Origin of the sequence: Leifsonia sp. NPDC058194, assembly GCF_042883605.1 — a bacterium.
In the GTDB taxonomy this organism is placed as follows: Bacteria; Actinomycetota; Actinomycetes; order Actinomycetales; family Microbacteriaceae; genus Leifsonia.
In genome coordinates this window covers 139,209-160,773 of record NZ_JBHVVL010000006.1, presented here as the reverse complement: position 1 = coordinate 160,773, position 21,565 = coordinate 139,209, and the positions used below count along the sequence as shown (strand labels likewise).

At 66.8% G+C, this 21,565-nt stretch carries 26 protein-coding genes; 4 read left to right on the top strand and 22 right to left on the bottom strand.

Annotated features, from left to right (window positions below):
* The first annotated feature begins 100 nt into the window (after nt 1–100).
* From ACFVU2_RS19835 to ACFVU2_RS19820, 4 genes are all read left to right on the top strand, one after another.
* On the top strand, nt 101–5,653 hold the full coding sequence (locus ACFVU2_RS19835) for a hypothetical protein (RefSeq protein WP_387878107.1): 5,553 nt from the start codon (nt 101–103) through the stop codon (nt 5,651–5,653).
* A 178-nt stretch (nt 5,654–5,831) separates the two neighbouring features.
* A complete protein-coding gene (locus ACFVU2_RS19830; RefSeq protein ID WP_387878104.1) occupies nt 5,832–7,970 on the top strand; it encodes a hypothetical protein in 2,139 nt (712 codons plus the stop codon).
* Nucleotides 7,971–8,058: 88 nt separating this feature from the next.
* The gene (locus ACFVU2_RS19825; RefSeq protein ID WP_387878101.1) at nt 8,059–8,385 is read left to right on the top strand and encodes a hypothetical protein; all 327 of its coding nucleotides are present in this window, start codon (nt 8,059–8,061) and stop codon (nt 8,383–8,385) included.
* A gap of 123 nt (nt 8,386–8,508) precedes the next feature.
* Nucleotides 8,509–8,889, top strand: coding sequence for an HU family DNA-binding protein (locus ACFVU2_RS19820; protein ID WP_387878099.1), 381 nt, complete (start codon nt 8,509–8,511; stop codon nt 8,887–8,889).
* Nucleotides 8,890–8,958: 69 nt separating this feature from the next.
* Here the strand turns inward: ACFVU2_RS19820 and ACFVU2_RS19815 are convergent, their stop codons facing one another.
* From ACFVU2_RS19815 to ACFVU2_RS19710, 22 genes are all read right to left on the bottom strand, one after another.
* Nucleotides 8,959–9,273, bottom strand: coding sequence for a hypothetical protein (locus ACFVU2_RS19815; RefSeq protein ID WP_387878096.1), 315 nt, complete (start codon nt 9,271–9,273; stop codon nt 8,959–8,961).
* Between the two features lie 19 nt (nt 9,274–9,292).
* On the bottom strand, nt 9,293–9,772 hold the full coding sequence (locus tag ACFVU2_RS19810) for a hypothetical protein (RefSeq protein ID WP_387878095.1): 480 nt from the start codon (nt 9,770–9,772) through the stop codon (nt 9,293–9,295).
* 3 nt (nt 9,773–9,775) lie between these two features.
* The gene (locus ACFVU2_RS19805) at nt 9,776–9,985 is read right to left on the bottom strand and encodes a hypothetical protein (RefSeq protein ID WP_387878092.1); all 210 of its coding nucleotides are present in this window, start codon (nt 9,983–9,985) and stop codon (nt 9,776–9,778) included.
* A complete protein-coding gene (locus ACFVU2_RS19800) occupies nt 9,982–10,317 on the bottom strand; it encodes a hypothetical protein (protein ID WP_387878091.1) in 336 nt (111 codons plus the stop codon). Before ACFVU2_RS19800 ends, ACFVU2_RS19805 begins: the two co-directional genes overlap by 4 nt.
* 2 nt (nt 10,318–10,319) lie before the next feature.
* Nucleotides 10,320–10,625 carry a hypothetical protein gene (locus ACFVU2_RS19795; protein ID WP_387878088.1) on the bottom strand — a complete coding sequence of 102 codons (306 nt, stop codon included), beginning with the start codon at nt 10,623–10,625 and terminating at the stop codon, nt 10,320–10,322.
* Nucleotides 10,626–10,641: 16 nt separating this feature from the next.
* On the bottom strand, nt 10,642–10,974 hold the full coding sequence (locus ACFVU2_RS19790) for a hypothetical protein (protein WP_387878086.1): 333 nt from the start codon (nt 10,972–10,974) through the stop codon (nt 10,642–10,644).
* Nucleotides 10,971–11,678: a hypothetical protein gene (locus ACFVU2_RS19785; protein ID WP_387878085.1), complete on the bottom strand. Its 708-nt coding sequence runs from the start codon at nt 11,676–11,678 to the stop codon at nt 10,971–10,973. Before ACFVU2_RS19785 ends, ACFVU2_RS19790 begins: the two co-directional genes overlap by 4 nt.
* A gap of 3 nt (nt 11,679–11,681) precedes the next feature.
* Nucleotides 11,682–12,116, bottom strand: coding sequence for a hypothetical protein (locus ACFVU2_RS19780; RefSeq protein WP_387878082.1), 435 nt, complete (start codon nt 12,114–12,116; stop codon nt 11,682–11,684).
* 21 nt (nt 12,117–12,137) lie between these two features.
* The gene (locus ACFVU2_RS19775; RefSeq protein ID WP_387878080.1) at nt 12,138–12,575 is read right to left on the bottom strand and encodes a hypothetical protein; all 438 of its coding nucleotides are present in this window, start codon (nt 12,573–12,575) and stop codon (nt 12,138–12,140) included.
* A gap of 92 nt (nt 12,576–12,667) precedes the next feature.
* Nucleotides 12,668–13,471, bottom strand: a complete 804-nt coding sequence (locus tag ACFVU2_RS19770; protein ID WP_387878078.1) for a hypothetical protein — start codon at nt 13,469–13,471, stop codon at nt 12,668–12,670.
* Nucleotides 13,468–14,328, bottom strand: coding sequence for a hypothetical protein (locus ACFVU2_RS19765; protein WP_387878076.1), 861 nt, complete (start codon nt 14,326–14,328; stop codon nt 13,468–13,470). The genes ACFVU2_RS19770 and ACFVU2_RS19765 overlap by 4 nt, the downstream gene beginning before the upstream one ends.
* A gap of 75 nt (nt 14,329–14,403) precedes the next feature.
* Entirely contained in the window at nt 14,404–15,015 is a 612-nt protein-coding gene (locus ACFVU2_RS19760) for a hypothetical protein (RefSeq protein ID WP_387878073.1), read from the bottom strand.
* Nucleotides 15,016–15,018: 3 nt separating this feature from the next.
* Complete coding sequence (locus ACFVU2_RS19755) at nt 15,019–16,146, bottom strand: hypothetical protein (protein WP_387878071.1); 1,128 nt, start codon at nt 16,144–16,146, stop codon at nt 15,019–15,021.
* A 113-nt stretch (nt 16,147–16,259) separates the two neighbouring features.
* Nucleotides 16,260–16,616: a hypothetical protein gene (locus ACFVU2_RS19750; RefSeq protein WP_387878069.1), complete on the bottom strand. Its 357-nt coding sequence runs from the start codon at nt 16,614–16,616 to the stop codon at nt 16,260–16,262.
* Between the two features lie 16 nt (nt 16,617–16,632).
* Nucleotides 16,633–17,637, bottom strand: coding sequence for an AAA family ATPase (locus tag ACFVU2_RS19745; RefSeq protein ID WP_387878067.1), 1,005 nt, complete (start codon nt 17,635–17,637; stop codon nt 16,633–16,635).
* Nucleotides 17,638–17,912: 275 nt separating this feature from the next.
* A complete protein-coding gene (locus ACFVU2_RS19740) occupies nt 17,913–18,077 on the bottom strand; it encodes a hypothetical protein (RefSeq protein WP_387878065.1) in 165 nt (54 codons plus the stop codon).
* Nucleotides 18,078–18,101: 24 nt separating this feature from the next.
* Nucleotides 18,102–18,884 (bottom strand): N-6 DNA methylase, encoded by a 783-nt coding sequence (locus ACFVU2_RS19735; RefSeq protein ID WP_387878062.1) that lies wholly within the window; start codon nt 18,882–18,884, stop codon nt 18,102–18,104.
* Entirely contained in the window at nt 18,881–19,477 is a 597-nt protein-coding gene (locus ACFVU2_RS19730) for a hypothetical protein (RefSeq protein ID WP_387878061.1), read from the bottom strand. Before ACFVU2_RS19730 ends, ACFVU2_RS19735 begins: the two co-directional genes overlap by 4 nt.
* Before the next feature lie 55 nt (nt 19,478–19,532).
* A complete protein-coding gene (locus ACFVU2_RS19725) occupies nt 19,533–20,192 on the bottom strand; it encodes a type II toxin-antitoxin system PemK/MazF family toxin (protein ID WP_387878058.1) in 660 nt (219 codons plus the stop codon).
* On the bottom strand, nt 20,189–20,491 hold the full coding sequence (locus ACFVU2_RS19720; protein WP_387878056.1) for a hypothetical protein: 303 nt from the start codon (nt 20,489–20,491) through the stop codon (nt 20,189–20,191). The genes ACFVU2_RS19725 and ACFVU2_RS19720 overlap by 4 nt, the downstream gene beginning before the upstream one ends.
* 17 nt (nt 20,492–20,508) lie before the next feature.
* The gene (locus tag ACFVU2_RS19715; RefSeq protein ID WP_387878055.1) at nt 20,509–21,087 is read right to left on the bottom strand and encodes a hypothetical protein; all 579 of its coding nucleotides are present in this window, start codon (nt 21,085–21,087) and stop codon (nt 20,509–20,511) included.
* A gap of 107 nt (nt 21,088–21,194) precedes the next feature.
* Complete coding sequence (locus tag ACFVU2_RS19710; protein ID WP_387878053.1) at nt 21,195–21,527, bottom strand: hypothetical protein; 333 nt, start codon at nt 21,525–21,527, stop codon at nt 21,195–21,197.
* Nucleotides 21,528–21,565: the final 38 nt, after the last annotated feature.

Sequence of the window (21,565 nt, the reverse complement as noted above, 5' to 3'; positions counted from 1 at the left end):
TCGATCGAGTAGGCTGATAGGGAGATCAACCACACCGAGGCCGATTGAATCGGCCTACCGATCGAGGGGGACACCACCCATGGATCCACGTAGTCCAGGCATGCGCCGCTATCTCTACGAGCACCTTTTCCAGCAGACGATCGAGCGCACGCAGGACGCGACGGGGAAGATCATCATGGTCTCCGCCGCACGCGACCTGCGCTCCAAGGTGGAGCAGACGCTCGTCACCGAGGGCCTCTCGATGAACAACCCGGACCTCGGCATCTCGCCGGTGCTGCGGGCGATCGAATCCGTGATGCAGGAGAACGTCCCCGGCTACCCGGGCGTCTTCGGCGACATGACCCCGCAGTCGCCGGCGTACCTGCAGATGAAGGACGCGTTCTTCGACATGGCCGGCTTCACCCGCACCGGTCCCAACGGGGCCCCGGTGCAGGCGGCGACCGGCAAGGCGGGTCCGCGACTCCCGATCTCGCCCTACGACCCCCGCTGGGCGATCCGTAGCACCGTCAAGCAGGCCGGTTCCCGAGTCCTCTACGTCCTCGGCGGCGAGGTCGAGCAGCTCGCGGGCGGGAACGCTCTGCGCGTGAGCACCCTCCGTACCCAGGACCTGCGCCTGTACTCCCTCGACGAGAACGGCCAGGCGGTCGAGGCCGGCGAGGCGTTCAGCAACGACGACGCCAGCGGTCTGACCGAGCTGATGAGCCGGATGAGCGAGCAGGAGTACCGCCACGTTCGCGACTGGGTCATCGACGGAGCGCGCGGCCAGGATGGGCAGCTGAACCCGGACCGGTTCATGACGCCGGGGGCGCTCTCGCGCTCGGCAGCGATCCTCGACGAGCTCCGTTCGCAGGGCATCGGCTACAAGGTGCTCCGCGACCGGAACCCGGGCCAGATCAAGGCCGAGATCGAGGGGACCAAGATCTCCGTCCGCCTCACCGAGCCCCGTCATCAGGAGAGCTTCGTCGGCCGCGTCTACGACGACGGAGTCTCGACCTACTACTCCACCAACGTCAAGGCCGAAGGCTCTCAGAAGACCGTGCCCTACACGCCGACCGCGGAGGAGGCCGTCGCGCTGCTGCGCATCGCCCAGGGCAAGCCGGTTCAGCGTGCCGACGGCAAGGGCCTGATCGGCGAGCTCGGCACGCACGAGGAGACCGAGTGGAACCGGCAGGCGGGCCGCCGGCTCCCCGTGAAGGTCCAGGATTCCTACTACACGAAGAACGACAAGGCCGCGATGGCCGTCGTCGGGGACCTGATCGTCGACGGCAAGATCCCGGAGCCCGGCGCGAAGGTGTTCGTTCGCCGTTCCGCGAACGCGCGCACCGCGACGGCCCAGTTCTTCGTCGACGCCGAGCGTGGCGAGGCGTACCTGCGCGAGTCGATCCAGAGCGCTCGGGAGAACCTCGCCGCCGCCCTCGACGTCGACCGGCTGGTGGCCCAGTACGAGGAGCACGCGGACGAGGCCGTGCTGGGGGAGTGGTTCCCGGACTTCAGCGGTGACAACGAGGTCTCCTCCATCCAGCGCTCGTACTGGGACGTCCTGCGCGGCGCCCAGACGACGCTGCTGCGCTCCGGCGCCTCCGAGGAGGAGTACCAGGCGAAGGTCGGGGTGATCGGTGAGCTCCAGGTCGACACCGAGGAGGCTCGCAGCATCCACGACATGCTCGTCAGCGACCTCGCCTACGTCGGCTCCGGCGAGCAGAAGGTGCGCGACCACGCCGCCGACGTCGTCGACGAGCTGATCGGCTCGTACGAGCCGCACGAGCTGCAGCTGCTCGACAGCGAGATCGTTCAGCGCCGGTTCGACCCGGTCCGGGTGGCCAAGCACATGACCAGCGAGTTCGGCACCTGGCGCAACAACGCCGACATCGTGGCGGCGCTGCGGGTAACCGGGATCTCGGGCGACGACCTGATGGGCTCGAGCTTCTACGCCACGGCCGTCAAGCACCGTCTGGTGCAGTTCAACCGCGCCACCGCCGACGAGCCGAACCGGATCGCCGACCCGTTCGTCAGCGAGATGGGGAGTGCGATCGGCTACGCCATCGAGCGCAACGGCGGCCGAGTGACCGAGCTGCTGATCGACGACCAGGGCATCGCCTACTGGGAAGCCGAGCGGTTCAGCCGCACCGGCGAGCCCGAGACGGTCAAGGGGTACATCGGGCAGATCTTCGGCCGCGGCGAGCACGGCGAGGTCGTCACCCGGTTCGCGGGAGGCGAGAACTACCTCTTCGTCCCCGGTTACGAGGCACGCATCGCCGCCCAGCGCGCCGGCGAGGACCTGAGCGTCGAGGAGCGCACGCTGCTGCGCGGCTACGAGCAGATCATGCGGGACCAGATCGAGTACCAGGTCGCCAACGACATGCTCGTGATGCGCACTGAGGTCGGAGAGCCCACCTCGCTCAACGGCGTCTACCGCCGCCTGTACGACGTGCGGCACGAGGTCGACTTCATCGAGAAGGCCACGGAGGAGGGTCTCGGCAGCCAGTGGGTGGAGGCCATCCTCGCGACCGAGGCGCGGCGCGTGCGCTACCCGAGCGACATCGCCTCCGGATCGACCGTCCACGCCGCCTGGCGAGCCGAGAACTCGGCGCAGGCCACCGACCCGGCCAACGACAACCGCTTCGACCCGTGGATTCTCACCGGTGGTCGCAACATGGCGATCATGACGGATGAGGGCGACGGCTTCTTCGACCCGGTGATGACCAACGGTGCGATCTACCAGGGCATCACTCGGTATCTGGTCGACGGCGCACGCGTCGACCCGGAGACCGGGAAGATCATCCCCAGCGCTGACCCCGCAGACCGGACGCCGCTGATGAAGCTGCCCGAGACCGAGATGATGCGCTTCGACCCGTACGACCGGCAGCAGATGTCGGCGTCGAACCTGCTGAACGCGGCCGCGGTCACGGAGCCGGTGGGCGTGGCGATGATGACCTTTGGTGGATGGACGGCCGATGACCCGATGGTGGTCAGCAAGGAGTTCGCCGAGAAGCACGCCATCCGTGGCGCCGACGGCAAGCCGCGACCTCTGGTCCCCGGCGACAAGCTCAGCGACATGCACGGGAACAAGGGCGTGATCTCTCTCGTCGTCGACCGCCAGCAGAGCCTCGCCGACACCGTCGACGACAAGAACCTGTTCCGGGCGGTGGAGATCTTCAAGGAGAACCCCGACCTCGACGTGGTGATGAGCCCGTTCTCGGCGGTGTCGCGCTTCAACGGCGGAACCGCTCGCGAGCTGATGCAGGAGCCCAGCGGCCTCTACATCGGCAAGCACGGCGAGATCGACAACGCGCTCGGCAAGATGCGCCTGGTCGTCACCCACAAGGACGTCGAGCGCGGCACCCGCGTCTACGACGACGCTGCCCTTCGTGAGGGTCGCGGCCGCAAGGCATCCAGCCAGCTGGCCTGGGCGCTCGGGTCCCAGGGCGCCGACCAGGTGATGGCCGAGTTCTACGGTCCGAACAACTCGGCGGTGGCCAACTTCCGCGAGATGCTCATCACGATGGGCCTCGACCTGGAGCCGGATGGCACGCTGCGTGTCGGCTACGACGATCTGGCCGAAGGTGCCGAGCGTCGCCTGTTCCCGATGCCCGAGCTCGCGATCACCGCCCGCGGCACGCTGAACGCCGGGAAGATGAAGGCCGAGTTCGGCCAGCTCATCGGCGACCGCGGTGGCGACCTGGAGCTTCCGTTCCCGCTGCGCTTCCCGACCGGGGAGAGGATCCCGAACGCGAGCGACAAGACGTGGAAGCTGCCGGTGATGAGCTCGCACCTGCGCAGCGGCCAGGATCTGGACGACGGCCAGAGCACGGCTCACGACTACACGAACCAGTACCTGGCCGTGTACGAGATGGCTACCCGGTACCGGTTCGCGGTGGATGAGCTGGAGACCAAGGGTCCCGCGCTCACGCCGAAGCGTCGCAGCGACCTGGAGGACATCAAGGCCGAGGCTCCGCGCCGTGCGCAGGCCGCGTTCGACACGATCACCGAGGACCTCAAGCAGAAGCGGTTCTCGGGCAAGCGGAACATCTTCAAGGAGGGTCTGATGTCCTCGCGGCTGCCGAACTCGGCGACCGCGGTTTGGACCTCTGACCCCCGCCTGGACATCGACCAGATGGCGATGGGTCCGGCGATGGCCGAGGCGCTCGGGGTCCGGGACGACGACTACGTCCTGGTCTGGCGCGACCCGGTGCTCCGGGACGCCGGCGTCCGCTACATGCGGGTGAAGCTGGACGAGCGTCTGACCGGCGTGGCGATCAGCCCGGTGATGGACAAGTCCTTCGACGGCGACTTCGACGGCGACTCGGTCGCCGTCGTGCGCCTGACCAGCGAGGCTGCGAGGCAGCAGGCGCTGGAGAAGCTCACCATCGAGGCGAACCTGCTGGACCTCGGCCAGTTCGGCGAGGACTCGCTGCACCCGCTGGCGATGCAGGACTCGCTGGATGTGAAGGTGTCGCAGTCGGTCGCCCCGGGCCTGGCGGAGAAGTTCTCCGAGCTGAAGATGCGCGCGAACGAGATCCAGAGCGACCTGGAGGAAGGCGCTCTCACCGACTACGACGCCTGGGAGCAGCGCCACGAGCTCGTCGGCAGCCTGTCGGACTACTACCGCGAGGCGATGGAGAGCCAGTACGGCGACGCCGTGCTCCGATTCGGCGACGCCGGCGACCACGTCAAGAGCGTGGTCGAGGCCTGCATCGAGACCGGAGCGAAGGGCTCCATGGCCAAGATCGGCGACTACTGCCGCCACCTCGGCGTGGACCCGGTGACGATGGAGGACCTCGGCGACACCCGGCACACCCGCGTGGAGGACCAGGGCGTCATGATGGCCACTGCCGTCAAGTCGCACGGCACCGGCATCGCTGGTGCGTTCTCCCAGCGCGGCGTGAAGGCCCTCCGCAACGGCGAACTGAAGGCGGTGCTCGAGCTCACCTACCCGGTGACCCAGTCCGTGCTGCAGGCCAAGCACGACCCGGAGGAGGCCCGTCAGAAGTACAACATGCTGATGGGCCCGGCGCGCGCGCTCTGGAAGGGCCGCAAGCTCGAGGCGCTTCCCAGCGAGGACGGCGGCCGCGAGTGGCAGGTCGTGCGCGACTCCAACGGCAAGGAGGTGCAGGCGGACGTCGAGACCTGGAAGTCGCAGTTCATCGATCTCTACACCGCCAAGGACGGGCTGAACGTCTCGGTGAACACCGCGAACGTCGAAAAGGTCGCCGCCGCCCTCACCGGCAGCAACGGCCTGATCGTCGACATCGAGGACCCGGAAGCCGGCGAGCTGCAGGGCACCGGTTCCACCATGGACCGGCTGGCGTACGGCGGATCGTTCGAGGACGTCCTGGCGGCGGCCGCCGCTCGCGAGAACGTCTTCGCCGGTTCCGAGAACGCGCACTTCGCCCCGTACGCAGTGCGCAGCAACCAGCGTCTCATCGCCGAGTGGGAGCGCGAGGTCGAGGCCGGTCTGGAGGTCGAGGCGCCCGAGGTGAAGGTGCTCGCGAACCGCGATGTGCTCGCCGAGCACGACACCCGTTCCCGGGTGCGCGGGGCCGGACGCGTATCGCCGGTGGCGACGACGGTCCGCGCGCCGCGGCCGCGGCCGCGTCCGGAGTTCGTCATCGCGGAAGCCGCCGGCCAGGAGGTCGACGACTACCAGCTGTAGGACACAGCGAAAAGAGAACCCCACCCCGGAAACGGGGTGGGGTTCTTCGCGTTTCATGGTCGTTTTATTCGCTGGTTTACGAGCATTCTGGATAGAATCATCCGTATACGAGGAAACTCGGGCCGACACTGGGGCGCAACGCGTCGGCTCTGTTCCGTGACCGGCAGAGGACCATGACATGGCAGACAAGCAGCGCAACCTCAACATCCCGATCTACAACATCGGGGTGGTCCCGGAGGGAACCGTGCTGGAGGACATGATCGAGGCCGAGGTGATCGAAGACGAGCCGACGCTGGGGGAGCGGGTTCGCGCCCGCGCGCGTCGCAGCGCCGAGTCCGTCGCGGATGCCGCCCGGAACTCCCGGACCCACGGCGCCCGCGACACCTTCTTCACCCGCCCCGCCGACAACGCCAGGGCGGCCGCAGGCGATGCCGATGAGCGTGTTCGCGCACGGCAAGAGGGTCGAGCCCGCCGGGAGGAGCAGACCCGGATGCGCGGAGCCCAGGCCGCCGACGCGAAATCGAGCCGAGCCGCTCGCGCCAACCTGGAACGTGAGGCCCAGCTGGATCCGCTGGCGAAGCTGAAGCTCGACACCGTGCGTGCTGGCGAACAGTACATGGACAGCCTCCGCCGGTCTGGCATCCTCGCCACGGGCCAGACCCAGGCGACGCAGCGCAAGCAGCTCAGCGACATGCATCAGGTCTACGCCTCGATGATGGTCCTCCAGTGCGTCGAACCCCTGCAGCAGGGCCTCAGCGCCCAGAACATCGTGTCCGCGCTCGGCATGGGCGCCTCGATGTGGCTGCTCTCCCCGAACTTCCGTGTTCAGGTGGGCAACTTCGCCGGGCAGGTGGGCGACGTGATCCGGGAGAAGATCCAGGATCGCGAATCGAAGAAGGACGCCAAGGCCCAGTCCCGGTTCGAGAAGCTCGCCAGCCGCGGCAAGGGCGACCAGCTGGCGGGCAAATGGCAGCGCCGTCTCGACCGGATCGAGCACGCCGAACGTGGCCACCGCCTCCCCTTCACCGCACAGAGCGCCGCGATGACCGAGGTCGCGCTTGCCGAGGCGGCCTACGCAGACATGCGCCGGCCCGGCGCCGATCGCGCGGCGATCCAGGAGCGCTACCAGTCCGCCCTCTCCACGCTGTACGGATATGTCGACGACGACGGGATCGCGCGCGAGGACGTCTCTCGCTCGATGCGGGTCATCGTGGGACAGCGCCTCGAGCACGACCCGTCGCTCGCCAGCGTGTTCAGCGAACTCGGCCACGGCCGGTACACCAAGAGCGAGCCGCGCGAGGTCTACATCAACGGCACCACCGACACCGCCACGGTGTGGACCGGGGATTTCGTGGACTCCTACGAAGGGCGCACCATCGTCTCCGGCTCATTCCGGCTGCGACCGGTGATGGGCGTCGATGAGCACCGCGTGCTTTCGTCCGAGACCATCGCCGCCGACTTGGTATCGGCGAAGACCCCGCAGGAGATGAACGACACCCTGTCCCAGTACCTCGTCGCTACGTCCGTGGGTGAGTACCCCGACGTGGTGGACGAGCTGGAGAACCCGGCGGCCCGAGCCCGATTCGGCAAGGTGCGATCGATGTTCGCGACGATGCAGGCTGACGGCTTGACCGCAGACCAGCAGCATTTCGCGTACGGGTCTGCGTATGTCGACGCCGTCGAGATCGCCCACCGGCTCAAGCCTGAGCTCAGCGCCGCCTGGGTCGCCCAGTACGGCGAGAACTGGCGAGAGCGGGTCGCGGAGGACATCGGGCGCTACAAGGACATGGGCGCTGCAGCCGAGCGCGAGAAGCGCGGCCCTGCAAAGCCGACCGCAGGTCAGCGGTTCACCGCCCGCAGCGACGCCCGGTATCAGAAGCCGCAGCATCCGGCCGAGGCACCCTCGAACGCGGAGGACATCGTCGATGCGGAGGTCGTCCACGAGACGCACCTGGTTCCGGAGCCTCGTGAGGAGGCGGCGGGGCACAAGGGCCTGCGCCTGGAGGAGCGCATCCACGAGGGTGAGCTCGTCGACGACACGCTCGGCGCGGTCGACGCGGAGGCGATTGACGGGGAAGTCATAGAGACTCCGGCGATCGGCAGCACGAGTGCTCGGGCCGCGATCCTTGCTGGCGCAACGAGCACCGCGATTGAGGCGGAGGACGAGCAGGACCACACCGGATCCGGCCGCACCTCGGCCAAAGTGCAGCGCGCACGCGTGAACCAGCACTACAACGAGATCGAAACGGGCGAGGTCACCGGCTTCGGGAGCGATAGCGCAACTCCTCTGCAAGACGTGGACTTTGAACTGGGATGAACAGGCTCCGGCACGATAGACTTGCTCGTAAACGAGCGTATTCTTCGAATAATCGACGATCAACGAGAGTAGAGACAAGGGGTTTGAAATGGGCATGATGGGCTTCCCCAACGAGCAAGAGGTGGCGTCGATGTTGGGCTATGTGACCGACGAGGATCGGAAGCGTTGGCAAGAGATGAAGGCCACTTCGGACGCGAACCTCGAGAACGCCCGGAACGGACTCACGGCGCGAGGACTCGCATCTCAGGCGGCATCGCCGGCCATCAGCTTGGCCGAGAAATCGGTCAACGCACAGATGACGTCTGCGGCCATGGAAGAACGTCGGAAAACGCAGGTAAAGCAGACGAAACGTACGGTTACGACCTTCGAGACGGAAGAGCCAGTAAAGTCAGACGGACACGGCCTGGGCTATTGAGTACGCCAGGTCGCTGCACGAAATTTGACTGAAACGCCCCGGTCCGGTGCCCGACTCTTATCGGCCGGGGTACTGCCGGATACGCTCGTTTACGAGCAAGACACACCTTTGGATGGTGAACCAATGAGCAAGATCGAACGCGAACCCCTTCGCGTGAGCAAGCGCGAGTTCACGGCACGCTTCGCCCGCCGGGCTGGAGTGCCTGTTCGCGTGGCGACCCAAGTGTACGACGCGATGATCGATGAACTTCTCGAGATTGTGGGCATGGGCGACACCGTGACCCTGACCGGCTTTGGGAAGTTCTACCCGCAGAAGCACAAGGGCCACGCCGTGCGTTTCGCCGACGATCAGCCCGAGGTCGAGGACTACGCAGTCCTCAAGTTCTCGGCGACTCGGGCGGTGAACCGAAGCGTGAAGGTTCCCCCGGAGCGCAAGCCCGCCCCCAAGACCCGAACCGCGACCGGCACGGCAACCAAGACCAGGACCACGACCGGGTCCAAGTAGCGCGCACCGGCGTCGAAAAAGAGAAGCCCCGAGGGAATGATCCCTCGGGGCTTCTCTGGTTGGCCTCGGTCAGTCGTCGCCGTCGCAGTCGGACGGGATGCGGCGGAGACGCTCGAACTCTTCGTTCGCGCGCTCGGTGTCGTCCCCCTCGTCGTCGACCTGGGGGAGGCCCTCGCTGACGAAGTCGAGCTGCCACTCCTCCTTGGCCTCGACCTCTTCGTCCTTGAGCCGGCCGTTGTCGCACATCCACTGGTCGAAGTCCATTGTGGGCTCACCGTCAGGCGTGAAGTACAGCGGGTTGGCGAGGACCTCGTCGGGGACTTCGGCGGTGAACGTCTGGTGGACGCGGGCGTCGAAGTGACGGGTGTGGGTGATGGCGGTCATGCCTCAGGTCTCCTTGGTGTCATGAGTGGGAGAGTGCCTCCAGCCTGGTGAGGACTCGGCAGCAGTGGTCGATCTGATCGGGTGTTGCGGCCTGCTTGATCTCCCAGATGGTCGAATACGTCGGATACTCGCCCGACTCCGCCGCGAGCCCCAAGGGTCCTAGCCACGTCTCGATGTGGTGCTCGGCAGTCCACCACTCGAGCCTGGTCTCATGGTCTCGGCGGAAAGCCGCCAGGATCGGGTCGTGGTTGTCGTACTCGGGGCGGGGCGCCCAGGTGCATCCTGGAACCGGGAAGCCGGAGCGAACGCGCCGACCGGTCGCGTTGTCGATGTTCGGCGACGGGTCTCGGTGGGTCCTGCCGCTGGTGTAGCCGCGGAACGCGCCGAGGTCCTTACCGCAGTTCGTGCAGTAGGACGCGATCGGCACCTCGAGCTTGCAGGTGGAACACCAGCGTGTGCCGTCATCAGCCGCGAGCGGCAGTTCGTTCTCTTCGGTCATGGGTCAGTCCTCTCCGTTGGCGTCTCGGACGCCTGCGGTGAATCCGCGTGAGTAGGCGGCGCGATCCAGAGCGTCCAGCGTTCCCAGTTCGATCGGGTGGCCCGGATCGATGAGATGCGTCCGCACGGCCTGGAGGGCGGCTGCCCGGGTCCGCGCGGTGCTCAGCGCCGAGCGGGCGTTGATGTTCGCCCGCTCGGCGTCGCTCTTCTTCATTTGGTCGGCGCCGTCGGATCGATCTCGTGCTCGAAATCGCAGGAGATTGGGTCGGAGCCGTTCTCGCTGCCGCCCCGGCGGACGCACAGCACGTGCTTGCCGTCCGGGAGGGCGACCCACTCGCCGATGTAGCCGTGGCCGTAGGGGTCGTTCGTGGCGCCGTAGGGGTTCGCTGGAGACCCGGGCGGAGCCGGCGTGCTCTTGGTTCCCGCGGCCGCCGAGTCCGCCCCTCCTCGCATGACGTCGACGAGCGCGGTGCAGCCGGAGGTGAGTGTGACGGCCGAGGCGGCAATCGCCACTGCGGCGAGAGTGCGAACGATCGTGGTAGGCACCCTCACGCCTCCTCGCTGCCGACAGGCGCGACGCCCTGGACGGCGACGTCGAGCACGAACGGCCCCTCGTAACCGCCCCAGACGGGCCCCTCGGCGTCCCCGGCGTGATACGCCGCGACCTCCTCCAGGGTGGCGCCGTAGTCGCTCAGGAACGGGTGCTCGCGGGTGATGAGGTACTGACGAAACAGCTCGAGCATCTCCTCGGCGGCAGCCGTGGTGCTTTGTCCCTCTTTCGGGGCTACCGTCAGGGTGACGAGGGCCTGGACGGTGCTCGTTGCGACGGGGGCAAGGGTGTCGTTCTTGGTCACGCGGTGACCTCCGTTTCTAAGCTCGGTAGTGCTCGTGGTGGTGGTGGAAGTCGCACTCAGGGCAGGCCTGTCCGGCGCGGGTGCGCGCGGACAGTTGCTCTCCGAGTTCGGCGTGAACGTCGTCCGGGTCGTCGTCTCCGACCGCGTGCTCGTGCAGCACGAACGTGGCGGCCGGCCCGCGACCGGCCAACCTGAGGACGGCGACGATGGACTCGATCTCGCCGCAGTTGAGCTTGCAGTACACGTCGCCCGTGTCGACCCGGTGGAGGGCGGTCGCCATCTCGCCGAGAGCCTCGGCGAGTTGATCGAGCTGCGCCTGGGCGCTCGTCTCGGCTGTGCTGGTGGTCATGGACGTGTCCTGTTCTCTCGTCCCCTGCTCCACTGCTCGTGAAGCGGGTGCATCTCGCGAAGGTGTTCGGGCGCTGTGCGGTACATGTCGCGATGGGTGAGCATCGTGTGCCCGATCACTTCTGCCGGCGTCGTGCCGGGGCGGTAGACGCCACGCGGCGACAGCCGGTCGAGCCGACCGATCTCGAACGTGCGGTTCGGGCTGTGCGGCCACTGGTTCTCGTAGGCCTCCCACAGCTCGCGGTAGAACGGCAGGAGCTCGTGCAGCATCCCCTCGTCGGGCGAGACGACCCAAGCGAACGGTGTGGCCCGCAGGGCCCTGGCGTTCTTGGGTGAGTCGGCCGGTTCGTAGATGCACGGGAACCCGTCCGGGAGAGTGATCGCCTGGTGCTGATCAGCGCGGAGCACCGCGGCGCGAATGCGGTCCTCCCAATGCGGAGAGAGCGAGAGCAGAAGCGTCTGCAGAGTCGGCAGTTTCGACGTGGCCGCGTGCTCCAGAACGTCATCTCCGACGAAGGGGGCGAGCGCATTGACGTCGGCCACGTTGTAGGTGTGGGTGTCGACGAGGGCAGAGGGGGGCGTGTACGTCAGCGGCAGATCTTCGAGCGCGCCAGCCGCTTTGACGGCCAGCCGATACTCATCGAGCGCAGCGAGAGCTGCTGCCTCGGCCGCAGCAAGCCGAGTCGCGGGTGTGGTGTAGTTCATGGGTCAGGCCTCCTGTCCGACGAGCGCCATGCTCTCGGTGTGGTCGTGGGCGTGCTGCTCGACGAGCATCCGCGCTGCGGTCTTGATGATGCAGATGAGGGTCGCGCGCGAGACGAGTTCGCCCGCGGCCGCGGCGGCCGCCCGATCGAAGGGGATCGCGGCAGTGAAGCGGCCGGAGCTGCGTAGGCCAATCCACGGCCGATCGACGTCGAGTTCGTGGATCGCCAGTCGGTCCCAGCGGGTGATGGGGATCGAGTTGAGGTGCCGGTCCTGAGCGAGTGCGTCCCGCAGCGTGTCGACGCTGAAGGCGTTGTGCACATGGCGAAGGGTCGCCTCGGTGACGAACTGCGCGTAGTAGTCGTGGTGCGAGATCGTCTTCTCGCGGACGTATTCGTTGCGGGTGCGAATCGTCTTCGCGGCCTCGGTCTCGGTCGACACGGGTGCTCCTCTCCAGTGGTGCTAGCGGCGCTGGCCGGTCTGCAGGTAGGTGATGATCCAGCCGATGGCGGCGGAGCGGCGGGCACTCGACATGGCGGCGAGCTGACGACGGATCGGTTCGAGAGCTTCCCGCATCGGGTCGTTGCCTGCGGCGACGATGCGCTTGGAATCAGCAGCCTGGGCGTGCAGCGCGACGTCGGCCTCCTGTTCAGCCGACCACTGAAGCAACTGCGCAGCGTCGGAGGAGTGACCGACCGCGACCGGGCCCAACGGGCCGCTGGTGTAGTACCCGTCTTCGTCATGGACTCGGATGATGGTGCCGACCTTGAGGCCTGTCGCCAGCGGCTTCTTGAAGCCGCGGAGCTTGCCTTCGTTCGGGTCGAGGTAGAAGTAGGCGAGGGTGCCGCGGGTCGTCAGACGGCGGCCGGCGTAGGTGAGCTGGACCTCGGTGGTGGCCATGTGCGGCTCCGTTCGTATCTGGGGGGGACGACGAAGGGCGGCGACGAACCCCGTGAAGGAGTGCGTCGCCGCCCGTCGTGCGGTGCGGCCGGCTATCCGGCGCGCTGGATGCGGAGTTCCTCGTCTCGGAGGGCATCCGCGACGGCGCCCTCCTCGAAGGTGGTGAGCTCGGGCTTGTCGATGTAGTACATCGGTGCTTCGTTCTCGTCGAGGAAGTAGAGGTGGAACGCCTCGGCGGCGGCGCGTGCGCCGCGTTCGAAGTCGGACATGCCGGTCGGCGCTTTGGTGTGCTGGGGGAGCGTGAGGATCGCGCCGAGGTCGGGTGCGGCGTAGTCCGCTCCCTTCACTGCCTTGCCGCCGTCGTCGACTCCGTGCTTCGACATGTTGGCGCGGTGCACCTCGTCGAAGAACGGTTGCGGGTCGACTCCAGAGACGAGCAGCGTGTAGAGCGCGCTCGTGGTGATGGTGTCGAGGATCTCGACGGCCCGGTCGATGATCCCGCGGCGCAGGGCCGACTCCAGGATGTTCAGGTACATCTCGTTTGAGATGACGAGCGCCTCGGCCGTGTCCATGAGCACATCGACGTTCAGCTCGCCACGGCGGCGGTCGAAGCTGACGAGGTCGCCTGCGAGCTGTCCCATCTCGACGAAGGTGCCCAGCGTCACGTAGACCGTGTCGATGAGGGCGTCGATGATCAGGACGGGGTCCTTCTTCCGAATGGCGTCCCGGAGCTCGGCGACGCCCTCCTCGCGGATCAACCTCAGCCGGAGGTCGATGCGGTCCGCGGGCAGGGCTCCGGGGGAGCCGATGAGGTTCGGCATCCCGAAGGCGTCGTGGAAGGCGGCGACGTCACGCTGCATCGGCAGTGTGTACGTCACCGGTGGGGCGGTGGTCATGCGTTCTCGCTTTCGGTGGGCTCGGTGGGCGCCGTGGCGGCAGCCGCATACTCCGGCGGCTCAGCGACCAGGTAGGGCCGCATCGGGAAGGTCTCGACGGTGACGAAGCGCGGGCCCCTCAGGCTCTCGACCTCCGGTGGCGCGAAGGACGCGATCGGGTGGGGCTCGTCGCAGTGCTTGCTGGAGCACCACCTGCCGGCCGGGGTGTCCTCGGATGAGACGGCCAGAGGGTCGGTGCCCAGCGGGTAGAGGCGCGCTTCCGTGAGCACGCCGGTGAAGGTTGTGCGACCGTAGCCGGCGAAGGTCGGTGGGGAGGGGTTGCGGATCACGAGCCGCGCGGTGCTGCTGGCGCTGTGCTCGACGTCGGTAGCGGTCTCGTGGCGGGCAAGGATGGTGACTTCCTCCCATCCGCTGCCAGAGCGTGACTCGCAATCCGCGCCCAGGAGCACTGCGAGGAGGTTGCTCTCCTGCGGGTACTCGTCGAACGTCCTGACGCGGATGAGCTGGGAGCCACGGCCGCGTGCGACGGTGTACTCCTCGTGGACGTTCGTGGCGTAGAGGCTCGTGTACTCCGACCTGTATTCCGCGAGGTGGACCGCCTCGAGTTCGGCGATGGCGGCGAGCATCCGCTCCGTGGGCTTGAACGCCTCGGCCTGCTCGCGCGTGACCCACCGGTTCGCCGACGTGTCGTCGAACACGTCGCGTTCGAGCTTCTGACGCACGCACGCGACCTGGTGGAGGCGACGTGCGTCGGAGCTCACCGCTGACAAGCCTGCCAGCGGGTAGGTGATCGGCCCATCGTTCATCGGCCGAATCGGGATGGCTCCGGGCCCGGCTGTGGTCTTCTGCTTGGTCATGCTGTACTCCGTTCGTGGCCGTCTCGGCCTGGGTGTTGTTCCGCAGGCCGAGACGGCTTCACAGCGGGGGAGGTGTCACGCAGCCGATGCGCGGAGCGCGGTGAGGCCGGCGTTCGCGTTGTCGAAGCGGGCCTTCATGGTGGCGAGCTCCTCCGCCGTGTAGTGGTGACGGTGATCGACGGCGCCAAGCTCGCGGGCGATGCCGCGCTCGGCGAACTCGATCACCGCGGCGAGCTGCTCCGGAGTCGGCCGGGGCGTGGCAAGGATGCCGAGTTCCGGGTAGGCCAGCTCGGGCTCGTAGCGGTGGACGGCGTCCTCGCGGCGGACGAGGCGGAACTCTCCGCCTTCCACGTACTCGTCGCGAACCGTGACGGTGGCACCGGGCGCCGCGAAGTCGAGCAGGCCGGTGAGGTCGTCCGACGTGGAGTTGGCGATGTCGTCCAGGCCGCGCGACCACTTGAAGGTGACGTCTCCGGTCTCGGTGACGGTGATCGTGGGGTCCTCGTCGGAGGCGCCGGCCTCCTCAGCGATCGTGTCCAGGATCTGCGAGACGGTGTCGGTGTCGCTGATCTCCAGTCGGTCCTCGCGGTCGATGAGGTAGTCGCGGCCGTAGCGCTCGATGATGCCCGGCAGCGACGCGGCCGGGAAGGTGACGTTCTCGAAGACGAAGCCTCGGAAGGTGCTCATGGTCTACTCCTTGGTGTTGGTGTTCAGGCGCTGGGCCTCGAGGGCGTCGATCTTCTCGACGAACTCCGGGGCGGCCTCGGCGCGGACAACGGCCGCGATGTGCGTGAGGGTGGCCTCGTATTCGACGCGGGCCTGCGGGTGATCGTTGATGCGCTCGTACAGGTCCACGAACTCGTCCGCGATCTCCTTGATCTCGTCATCGCTTTCGAGGAGGTCGAGGTCGAACACAGGCAGCGCCGGGTTGTTCTGGACCAGTCCGCCGTCGACGATGATGTAGCTGTCGCCGGGGTTGCGGTGGGCCGCGGCCGCGGGCGTCTGCTCGTACTCGCGCCAGAGCTTCACAGTGAGGTCGATGGCGTAGCAGGCGAAAAGGAAGTGCACATCCCAGTCGCGGAGGCTGGCCTCCCACCAGTCCGAGCCGAAGACTTCCTGGTGGTTGGAGAGGAACTCGCTCGCCTCGTGCTCGGTGTCGGAGTGCCGCCGCGCGTCCTCAAGTACTTCGGCTCGGCGCTCGGCCGGCGACTGCTCGGGGATCTCCAAGCCGTAGTAAATCTGCTGGAGATCATCGTCGCCATCGATCTCCATCAGGCGGCGCCGGCTGTCGTCGGCAGTGCGCAGGTGCTCGATGTGCTGGCTGAAGTCGACACCGTTTCGAGCGCACACCCGACGGGTGGCTTCGACGATGTTGTTGTACTCCTCCTGCGCCTCGTCGCCCAGCTCGTCGTGCTCGGCGAGCACGCTCTCGACGTGACGCAGGAACTTCTGCTCGGAGTACTCGCGGAGCCCGTTCTTCGCCGGGCCGATGACCTTCTCCGCCCAGTATCGGAAGTCGATGCTGGGGGCGCCGTCCGAGTAGTAGGCACGGTGGTCGCGGCGGTCGAAGAAGTCGATCATGTCGGCGTCGCGGGTGAACATGAAGCCATCCGCGACGTCGCCGTAGGTGGCCAGGTAGCCGGGCCAGGTGATGACGTTCCAGGACCAGATGCTCGTGCCAGGCTCTCCGACGCGAGCGCGGCGGTTGAGACCGTCGTCGGTCATGACGGTGAGGACGTGGTTCTTGGTCTGCTCAAGGAAGTTGGCGTAGGTGCTCGCGTACGGGTTCTCGGGCTTGCGGTTCGGGTCGTAGACCATGGTGATTTTCGCTTTCTCGCGGGTGTTTGCGGGCGCAACAGCTTCGCCCCCGTCCTGCTCGGGTATCCGGGCGAGACAGGGGCGTGCGGCTGGGTTGTCGGTGAGGGTGGCCTTCAGACCGTGGGTGGGACCGGCGGCCGATCCGGGGCGCGCCAGAGCGTGTCCATGATGGTGACAGCGCCGTCGATAGGCGACGTCAGGCTGATCGTCGTCTGCAGCACCCACCCGTCGACCGCGGCCGACTGCAGCTCACGGTTCCGATCGGCGAGCAGGGTTTCGAGGTTCTGGTATTGCCAGCTGGGCTCAGGTCGGAACGATGGGTCCCAGACTTCCTCGTACGGGGGAAGGTGGGTCGCCAGGCTTCGCACCAACGGCAAGTGGGGGAGCAGCGTCGGCTCGACGACGGAGTTCGACGGCTGCACCGATGCCTCCGTCACCTTCGGGGCGAGCAGCGGGGTGACGGAGGACATCGGTGGTTCCTCTGCCTCAGTACGTCTCGTAGGCGTAGCTGGCCTGCCCGACGAGCGTGAGGGTCACGCTCAGGGGCATCTCGTCGAAGTACTCCTCGTCCTCGTCGCAGGGCATGAGCTTGTCGACGGGGATGCGGATCTCACCGTCGTCCGAGTAGCGCAGGTCCTTCGGGATGAACGAGAAGTAGAAGGCTCGGTTGGCGTTCCGCAGTTCGATGATGCGGTGATCGTCGGCGCGCTCGAAGAGGTTGAGAGCGACCTCGTCGGAGAGAACCACTCCGTTGTCGAAGGTGGCTTCGACGCGGTAGTGACTCGGCTCGACGGCCTTGATGTTCATGTCCTCGATGATCTCGGCGAACTTGGCGTTGGAGTCGTTCAGCTCGAAGGCGATCGCCCGCAGGTGGTCGTAGTTCAGGTTGACCCGGCGGGAGAACAGCGCGGCGTTCTCGACCTCTTCGGCCGCAGCCGAGGGTGCCTGATCGCTGAGATACTTGCGGACCTCGTCGGGCCCGGGGTAGTCGAAGCGCATGTGGTAGTGGAACCGACCTGGGCGGTTGACGATGTATGCGCTGACGTCGTCGACGTCGTTCACCGTCACGCAGTAGATGCGCCTGGTCGAGGACATGCCGTCGAACAGCGTCAGGAACTGGTTCTGCCGATTGCTGCGGTCGTTCTCGTCACGTCCTCGGCGGCCGGCCGGAAAGACCTTCTCGAACTCGTCGAAGACGATGATGCACTCGTCGAGCGTGTCGAGGAAGTCGGCGATGCCTTCGGCGTCCTCGGTGACGAGGATCACGGGGATCTCGAGCTCCAGCGCCTTGGTGGCGACCATACGCAGGAAGAGAGACTTGCCCTGACCCTTGTCGCCAGAGAGCATCACGCCGAGGCTGCGGCCGCTGCGAGCGTAGCTGCTGAAGATCTTCTCGACCTTGCGCTCGCGTTCGCCGTAGACCGTTTCGTTGCCGACGGCGAGGTTCTCGAGGCGGAGGAGGCTGAAGCCTTCCTTCGGGTCAAACAGCACACGGTATGTGCCGAGGGGGAGCGCGGAGTGTGCGCGAACTGCTGAGTCGTATACCCGGATCCGGGAGCCTGTTTCGATGTAGGTGCTGGTCAACGTTCTTCTTCCTAGTTCTCCCTCATACCTATCGGTATGGTCCGGGCTAATGAAAGGGTTTTCACCCGAACTGGGGGTGCGCCCCGAGCTATGGGTGTGAAAACGCGCAGAACTCTCCTATACGAGCAGTTCCGGCGGGCGCGGCTTGAGTCCCGAGAGCCGGCCCGACACCTGCGCGGGGACTAGGACCAGAGCCGCTCAAGAAGCCGTTGGAGGCTCCCGTGGGCGATCAACACGGCCCAGTAGATGGCGACCAACGGGAGAAGGGAGAGCGCGACGGCGGCCCGCGCGAGGCGGTTCTTGATCGGGGTGTATTCGTACGCGAACGGGTTCCAGCGTTCCCTCATCACCTCTCCTCTCTGAAGGCCCGGCTAAGCGGCATCCGCGGTCTCCGCTGCCTGGGGGCACGGCCAGGGGCCGTCGCAGGTGCAGTAGTCCTCGGCACCCATGCCGCGCTGCGCGTGGCCAGGAACCGTTTGCGGCGTCGTCTCAGCGTGTCGCAGCTGTAGCCGTTCGGCCCATCCGCCGATGACGTGGGCGGGGGTGGGCCAGGTGTCGAGTTCTTCCATCGTCAGCGTGTTGCCGTGGACCACCACGGCGGCGACGTTGATCAGCGTGAGCTGGATGTAGGTCATGTGGACGGCGGTGATGTCGAGGTCCCGGGCGGTGACGTGCATGCTCTGCTGGTAGTTCACGCCCTCCTCGCGAAGCGCATCCGCCAGGGCGATGATCATGCCGCCGCTGCCGACTGCCGGCTCTTGGACCGTGACGAACTCCTTCTCGGCCAGTTGGCCGAGGATGTTCCCGACGTTCATCTTGGCGATCACGAGACCCACGTCGTAGGGCGTGAAGAACTGCCCGATCGATTCGTTGCCCAGGTCCAGGCTCATGTAGAGGTGGCCGAGGGCGTCGGAGAATCCCTCCTCGAGTTGAAGCGCGAGGTGGGCGAGAGCCTCGGCGAACCGGCTGGCCTCCTCGGACGTGTATCCCCGGGCGATCGAGAGGTACCGCTCCTCGCGCTCGGTTTGGCCGTGCGGGTCCACGGAGTTGCGGATGGCGAGGGCGGCGAGTTCGCAGAAGTCGCGGAAGACCTGCGAGACGCGGCGCTGGCCGTGGCCGGCGTTGGCCTCCAGCAGTTTCTTCATGTTGGTCATGCGGAGTTCACCTTCCTGATTTCTGATTGGTCGAAGGCCTCGAGCTTCATGTCCTGGCGGTTGCGGAGGACGGTTCGTTCGCTGATCCGGAGGGCGCGCCCGATCCGCATGTCGCTCCACCGGCGCGCGTGAAGGCGTTTGATCGCCTCCTGACGCTCGGGATGGGTGAGCTTCACCCTCTCGCCGCGCATCGCGCGCTCGACGGCGATCTCGTCGACGTATCCCTTCCCGGCCTTGCGTTCTGCGGTCACGCCCCGGAGATTCGGGCGCCCTTTGGGGTCGTCGATGTCGTCCCAGGCCAGCGGGCTGACCCAGCCGTTGGCCTGGGCAATAGCGCGCGGGCGGTCGCCCTCGCGGCCCTCGACCGGATGGGTCCACAGCTCGCTGTAGAGCTTGGCGACGGCCCAGTGGGTCTGGACCGACACGTGCTCGTGCCGCGCGTGGATCAGGATCGAGACGAACGGCGGTTTCACCCCGAGGCGGGAGGCGAGGGTGGTCTGTGGGTGGCCGATGGCGACGAGCGCCTGCAGCCGACGGACGGCCCCCGTGGCATCGACAAGGCCGGCTCTGACTCTGGTGCGTTTCGTGCTCACGGGGACCCCCATTCGATGCCTGGCCGAGCGACACGCGGACAGAGGTCGGCGACGCTCAGGTCGGCTTCGTGCCGAGAGCGCTCGCCACCGCCTCGAGGGCGTCTTCCCGGGCGGGCTGCGCCTCGTAGAGGTTGCGGTAAGCGTCCAGCTCGGTGGCGACCAGCATCAGGGCTCTGCTGAGCGCGTCCACTCTCTGGTCGGCCGTCTGCCCGGACAGGGCGTCGATCTCCTTGGCGATGTCGATCCCGTGGAGCTTGATGTGCTCCTCCCACTTGCGGAACGCTCCGTAGGTGTTCGGGTTGCGCCCAACGCTCAGGGAGAGCGCCAGGGCGGCGTCGAGGTCGCGGATGCGGTCCTCGGGGACGATCGACATCTTGCGGCGGAGCCGGGAGGAGTCGACGCTGTGGACCTGCTCGCAGAGTGCGATCGCGGTCCCGTGGCCATCCGGAGCCGGGAGCTCCACATGGGTCGGGCCGGAGAGCTTGCGAGTGGCCGTGGAGAGGTACACGATCTGGGCGATGCCGGAACGGGCGTTGAGGACGTTGTTGGAGACGACGATTGCGGGCCGGTTGCTCCAGATCTCGTTGCCCACCGCTGGTGCCGCGGGATCCGCTGCGACCATCCAGATGTCGCCTCGGCGGTATCGCGCCTTTGGCTCAGGGCAGGCGCCGGGCGCGAGCGTACGGGGGATGCTGGCTGGCGTCGGGCGCGTCATGGGTTGCTCCAGCCTGCGTGTTCGTCCTTTTCGGCGGGCGCTTCGAGGTCGTCGAGGTGGACATCGATGCCGTTCTCGGACAGCAGTTCACGCAGGAGAGCGAAGTACTCTTCGGGGTCGGCCGGAGGTTCCTCGCCGTCGAGCCCGTCTTCGATGACCTCGGAAATGTAGCCGTCTCCGATCTCGTCGCCCTCGACGATCGCGATCAGGCGCAGGGCCCGATCGTGTTCGGTCAGGTGCAGGCTGTTCTCGACGTTCTCACCGTCTTCGACGATCATCATGTGCTTGTAGACGGTCATGGTCTCTCCTTGATGGTTCAGTGGGCGAAGGACTCGTAGGCCTCTCCGGCCGCATGTCGTTCGGCGTCGAGCAGGAAGATCCGACCCCCACCTGGCGCGAGGGCCCCTTCGATGACCTTCTTGCAGGTCTCCTCGTCCGCGTTCTGGAAGAACTCGCTCGGGTAGCCGATGGCGACGTTCAGGGCGCGCTGGCGCAGCTGGAGCAGGCGGTCGTCGCGGGAGCCGTAGTGCTCCACGTAGGTCGACCCGTCGCCGTAGTCGGTGAAGGTCGTGTACAGCACTGCGGGGCCGACGTCGCGCTGGTGCTCCGCGAGGTGCACGTCGACGGGGACGCCGGCCTCATTCAGAAGCGCGAGGACCTCACCGAGGGCCGCGTCGGCGTTCGCTCCGCCGAGCGGTGCGAGGATCTCCTCGACCTCATCGGTGGTGATTTCGTCGTGGTTGGCGAGGATGGTCTCGATCAGGGCGTCGCGGCGTGCGGATGCGGTGTCGAAGCTCTCGTCGAGCACGACCTGGGCGTCGTCGATCATGACGGCGTTGAAGGCGGGGGCGTAAGCCCGCGCTGGGGCCGGGGGCTCCGGGGTATCGATGTTCACGGTGACTCCTTGCAATTTCGGGTCGGGCAAGGCCCGAGCTGTTCGTGGGTCGAGTCGGAGCGGACGCTCAGAGACGACGATTTCGATGAGGACGCGCTTGCCCGCGTCTAATGCGCCTTGGCGTCAGTGATGTTCGGGAAGTCGGAGAAGAATCCGTTGCGCCATCCGACCGTCTTGAAGGTGTAGGTCCTGCCGGGCTGGATGGAGGAGTAGACGTCCGCCGAGTTGAACCGGCCCTGGAACGTGTCGTCCGCGACGGTGAGCACGCCGCAGTCCGTCGTGTAGATGCGGACGATGGAGCTGTTGTCGCTCTTCGTGGTGCGGTCCTTCGAGTCCACCTTGCAGGTCATGGTGGTGTGCGTGTTCTCCCACGCGACGGTCCAGGACAGTGCGGCCACGACGATGGCGAGGACTGCGACGATGAGTGCGATTACCTTCATGTTGGTCTCCTTGCTGGGTGCGATCAGCGACTTGCGTG

Excerpts from the sequence above, each read along its gene's own strand:
- ACFVU2_RS19835 (WP_387878107.1), top strand. The coding sequence starts at position 101 with ATGCGCCGCTATCTCTACGAGCACCTTTTCCAGCAGACGATCGAGCGC.
- ACFVU2_RS19830 (WP_387878104.1), top strand. The coding sequence starts at position 5,832 with ATGGCAGACAAGCAGCGCAACCTCAACATCCCGATCTACAACATCGGG.
- ACFVU2_RS19825 (WP_387878101.1), top strand. The coding sequence starts at position 8,059 with ATGGGCATGATGGGCTTCCCCAACGAGCAAGAGGTGGCGTCGATGTTG.
- ACFVU2_RS19820 (WP_387878099.1), top strand. The coding sequence starts at position 8,509 with ATGAGCAAGATCGAACGCGAACCCCTTCGCGTGAGCAAGCGCGAGTTC.
- ACFVU2_RS19815 (WP_387878096.1), bottom strand. The coding sequence starts at position 9,273 with ATGACCGCCATCACCCACACCCGTCACTTCGACGCCCGCGTCCACCAG.
- ACFVU2_RS19810 (WP_387878095.1), bottom strand. The coding sequence starts at position 9,772 with ATGACCGAAGAGAACGAACTGCCGCTCGCGGCTGATGACGGCACACGC.
- ACFVU2_RS19805 (WP_387878092.1), bottom strand. The coding sequence starts at position 9,985 with ATGAAGAAGAGCGACGCCGAGCGGGCGAACATCAACGCCCGCTCGGCG.
- ACFVU2_RS19790 (WP_387878086.1), bottom strand. The coding sequence starts at position 10,974 with ATGACCACCAGCACAGCCGAGACGAGCGCCCAGGCGCAGCTCGATCAA.
- ACFVU2_RS19785 (WP_387878085.1), bottom strand. The coding sequence starts at position 11,678 with ATGAACTACACCACACCCGCGACTCGGCTTGCTGCGGCCGAGGCAGCA.
- ACFVU2_RS19775 (WP_387878080.1), bottom strand. The coding sequence starts at position 12,575 with ATGGCCACCACCGAGGTCCAGCTCACCTACGCCGGCCGCCGTCTGACG.
- ACFVU2_RS19770 (WP_387878078.1), bottom strand. The coding sequence starts at position 13,471 with ATGACCACCGCCCCACCGGTGACGTACACACTGCCGATGCAGCGTGAC.
- ACFVU2_RS19765 (WP_387878076.1), bottom strand. The coding sequence starts at position 14,328 with ATGACCAAGCAGAAGACCACAGCCGGGCCCGGAGCCATCCCGATTCGG.
- ACFVU2_RS19760 (WP_387878073.1), bottom strand. The coding sequence starts at position 15,015 with ATGAGCACCTTCCGAGGCTTCGTCTTCGAGAACGTCACCTTCCCGGCC.
- ACFVU2_RS19755 (WP_387878071.1), bottom strand. The coding sequence starts at position 16,146 with ATGGTCTACGACCCGAACCGCAAGCCCGAGAACCCGTACGCGAGCACC.
- ACFVU2_RS19750 (WP_387878069.1), bottom strand. The coding sequence starts at position 16,616 with ATGTCCTCCGTCACCCCGCTGCTCGCCCCGAAGGTGACGGAGGCATCG.
- ACFVU2_RS19740 (WP_387878065.1), bottom strand. The coding sequence starts at position 18,077 with ATGAGGGAACGCTGGAACCCGTTCGCGTACGAATACACCCCGATCAAG.
- ACFVU2_RS19735 (WP_387878062.1), bottom strand. The coding sequence starts at position 18,884 with ATGACCAACATGAAGAAACTGCTGGAGGCCAACGCCGGCCACGGCCAG.
- ACFVU2_RS19725 (WP_387878058.1), bottom strand. The coding sequence starts at position 20,192 with ATGACGCGCCCGACGCCAGCCAGCATCCCCCGTACGCTCGCGCCCGGC.
- ACFVU2_RS19720 (WP_387878056.1), bottom strand. The coding sequence starts at position 20,491 with ATGACCGTCTACAAGCACATGATGATCGTCGAAGACGGTGAGAACGTC.
- ACFVU2_RS19710 (WP_387878053.1), bottom strand. The coding sequence starts at position 21,527 with ATGAAGGTAATCGCACTCATCGTCGCAGTCCTCGCCATCGTCGTGGCC.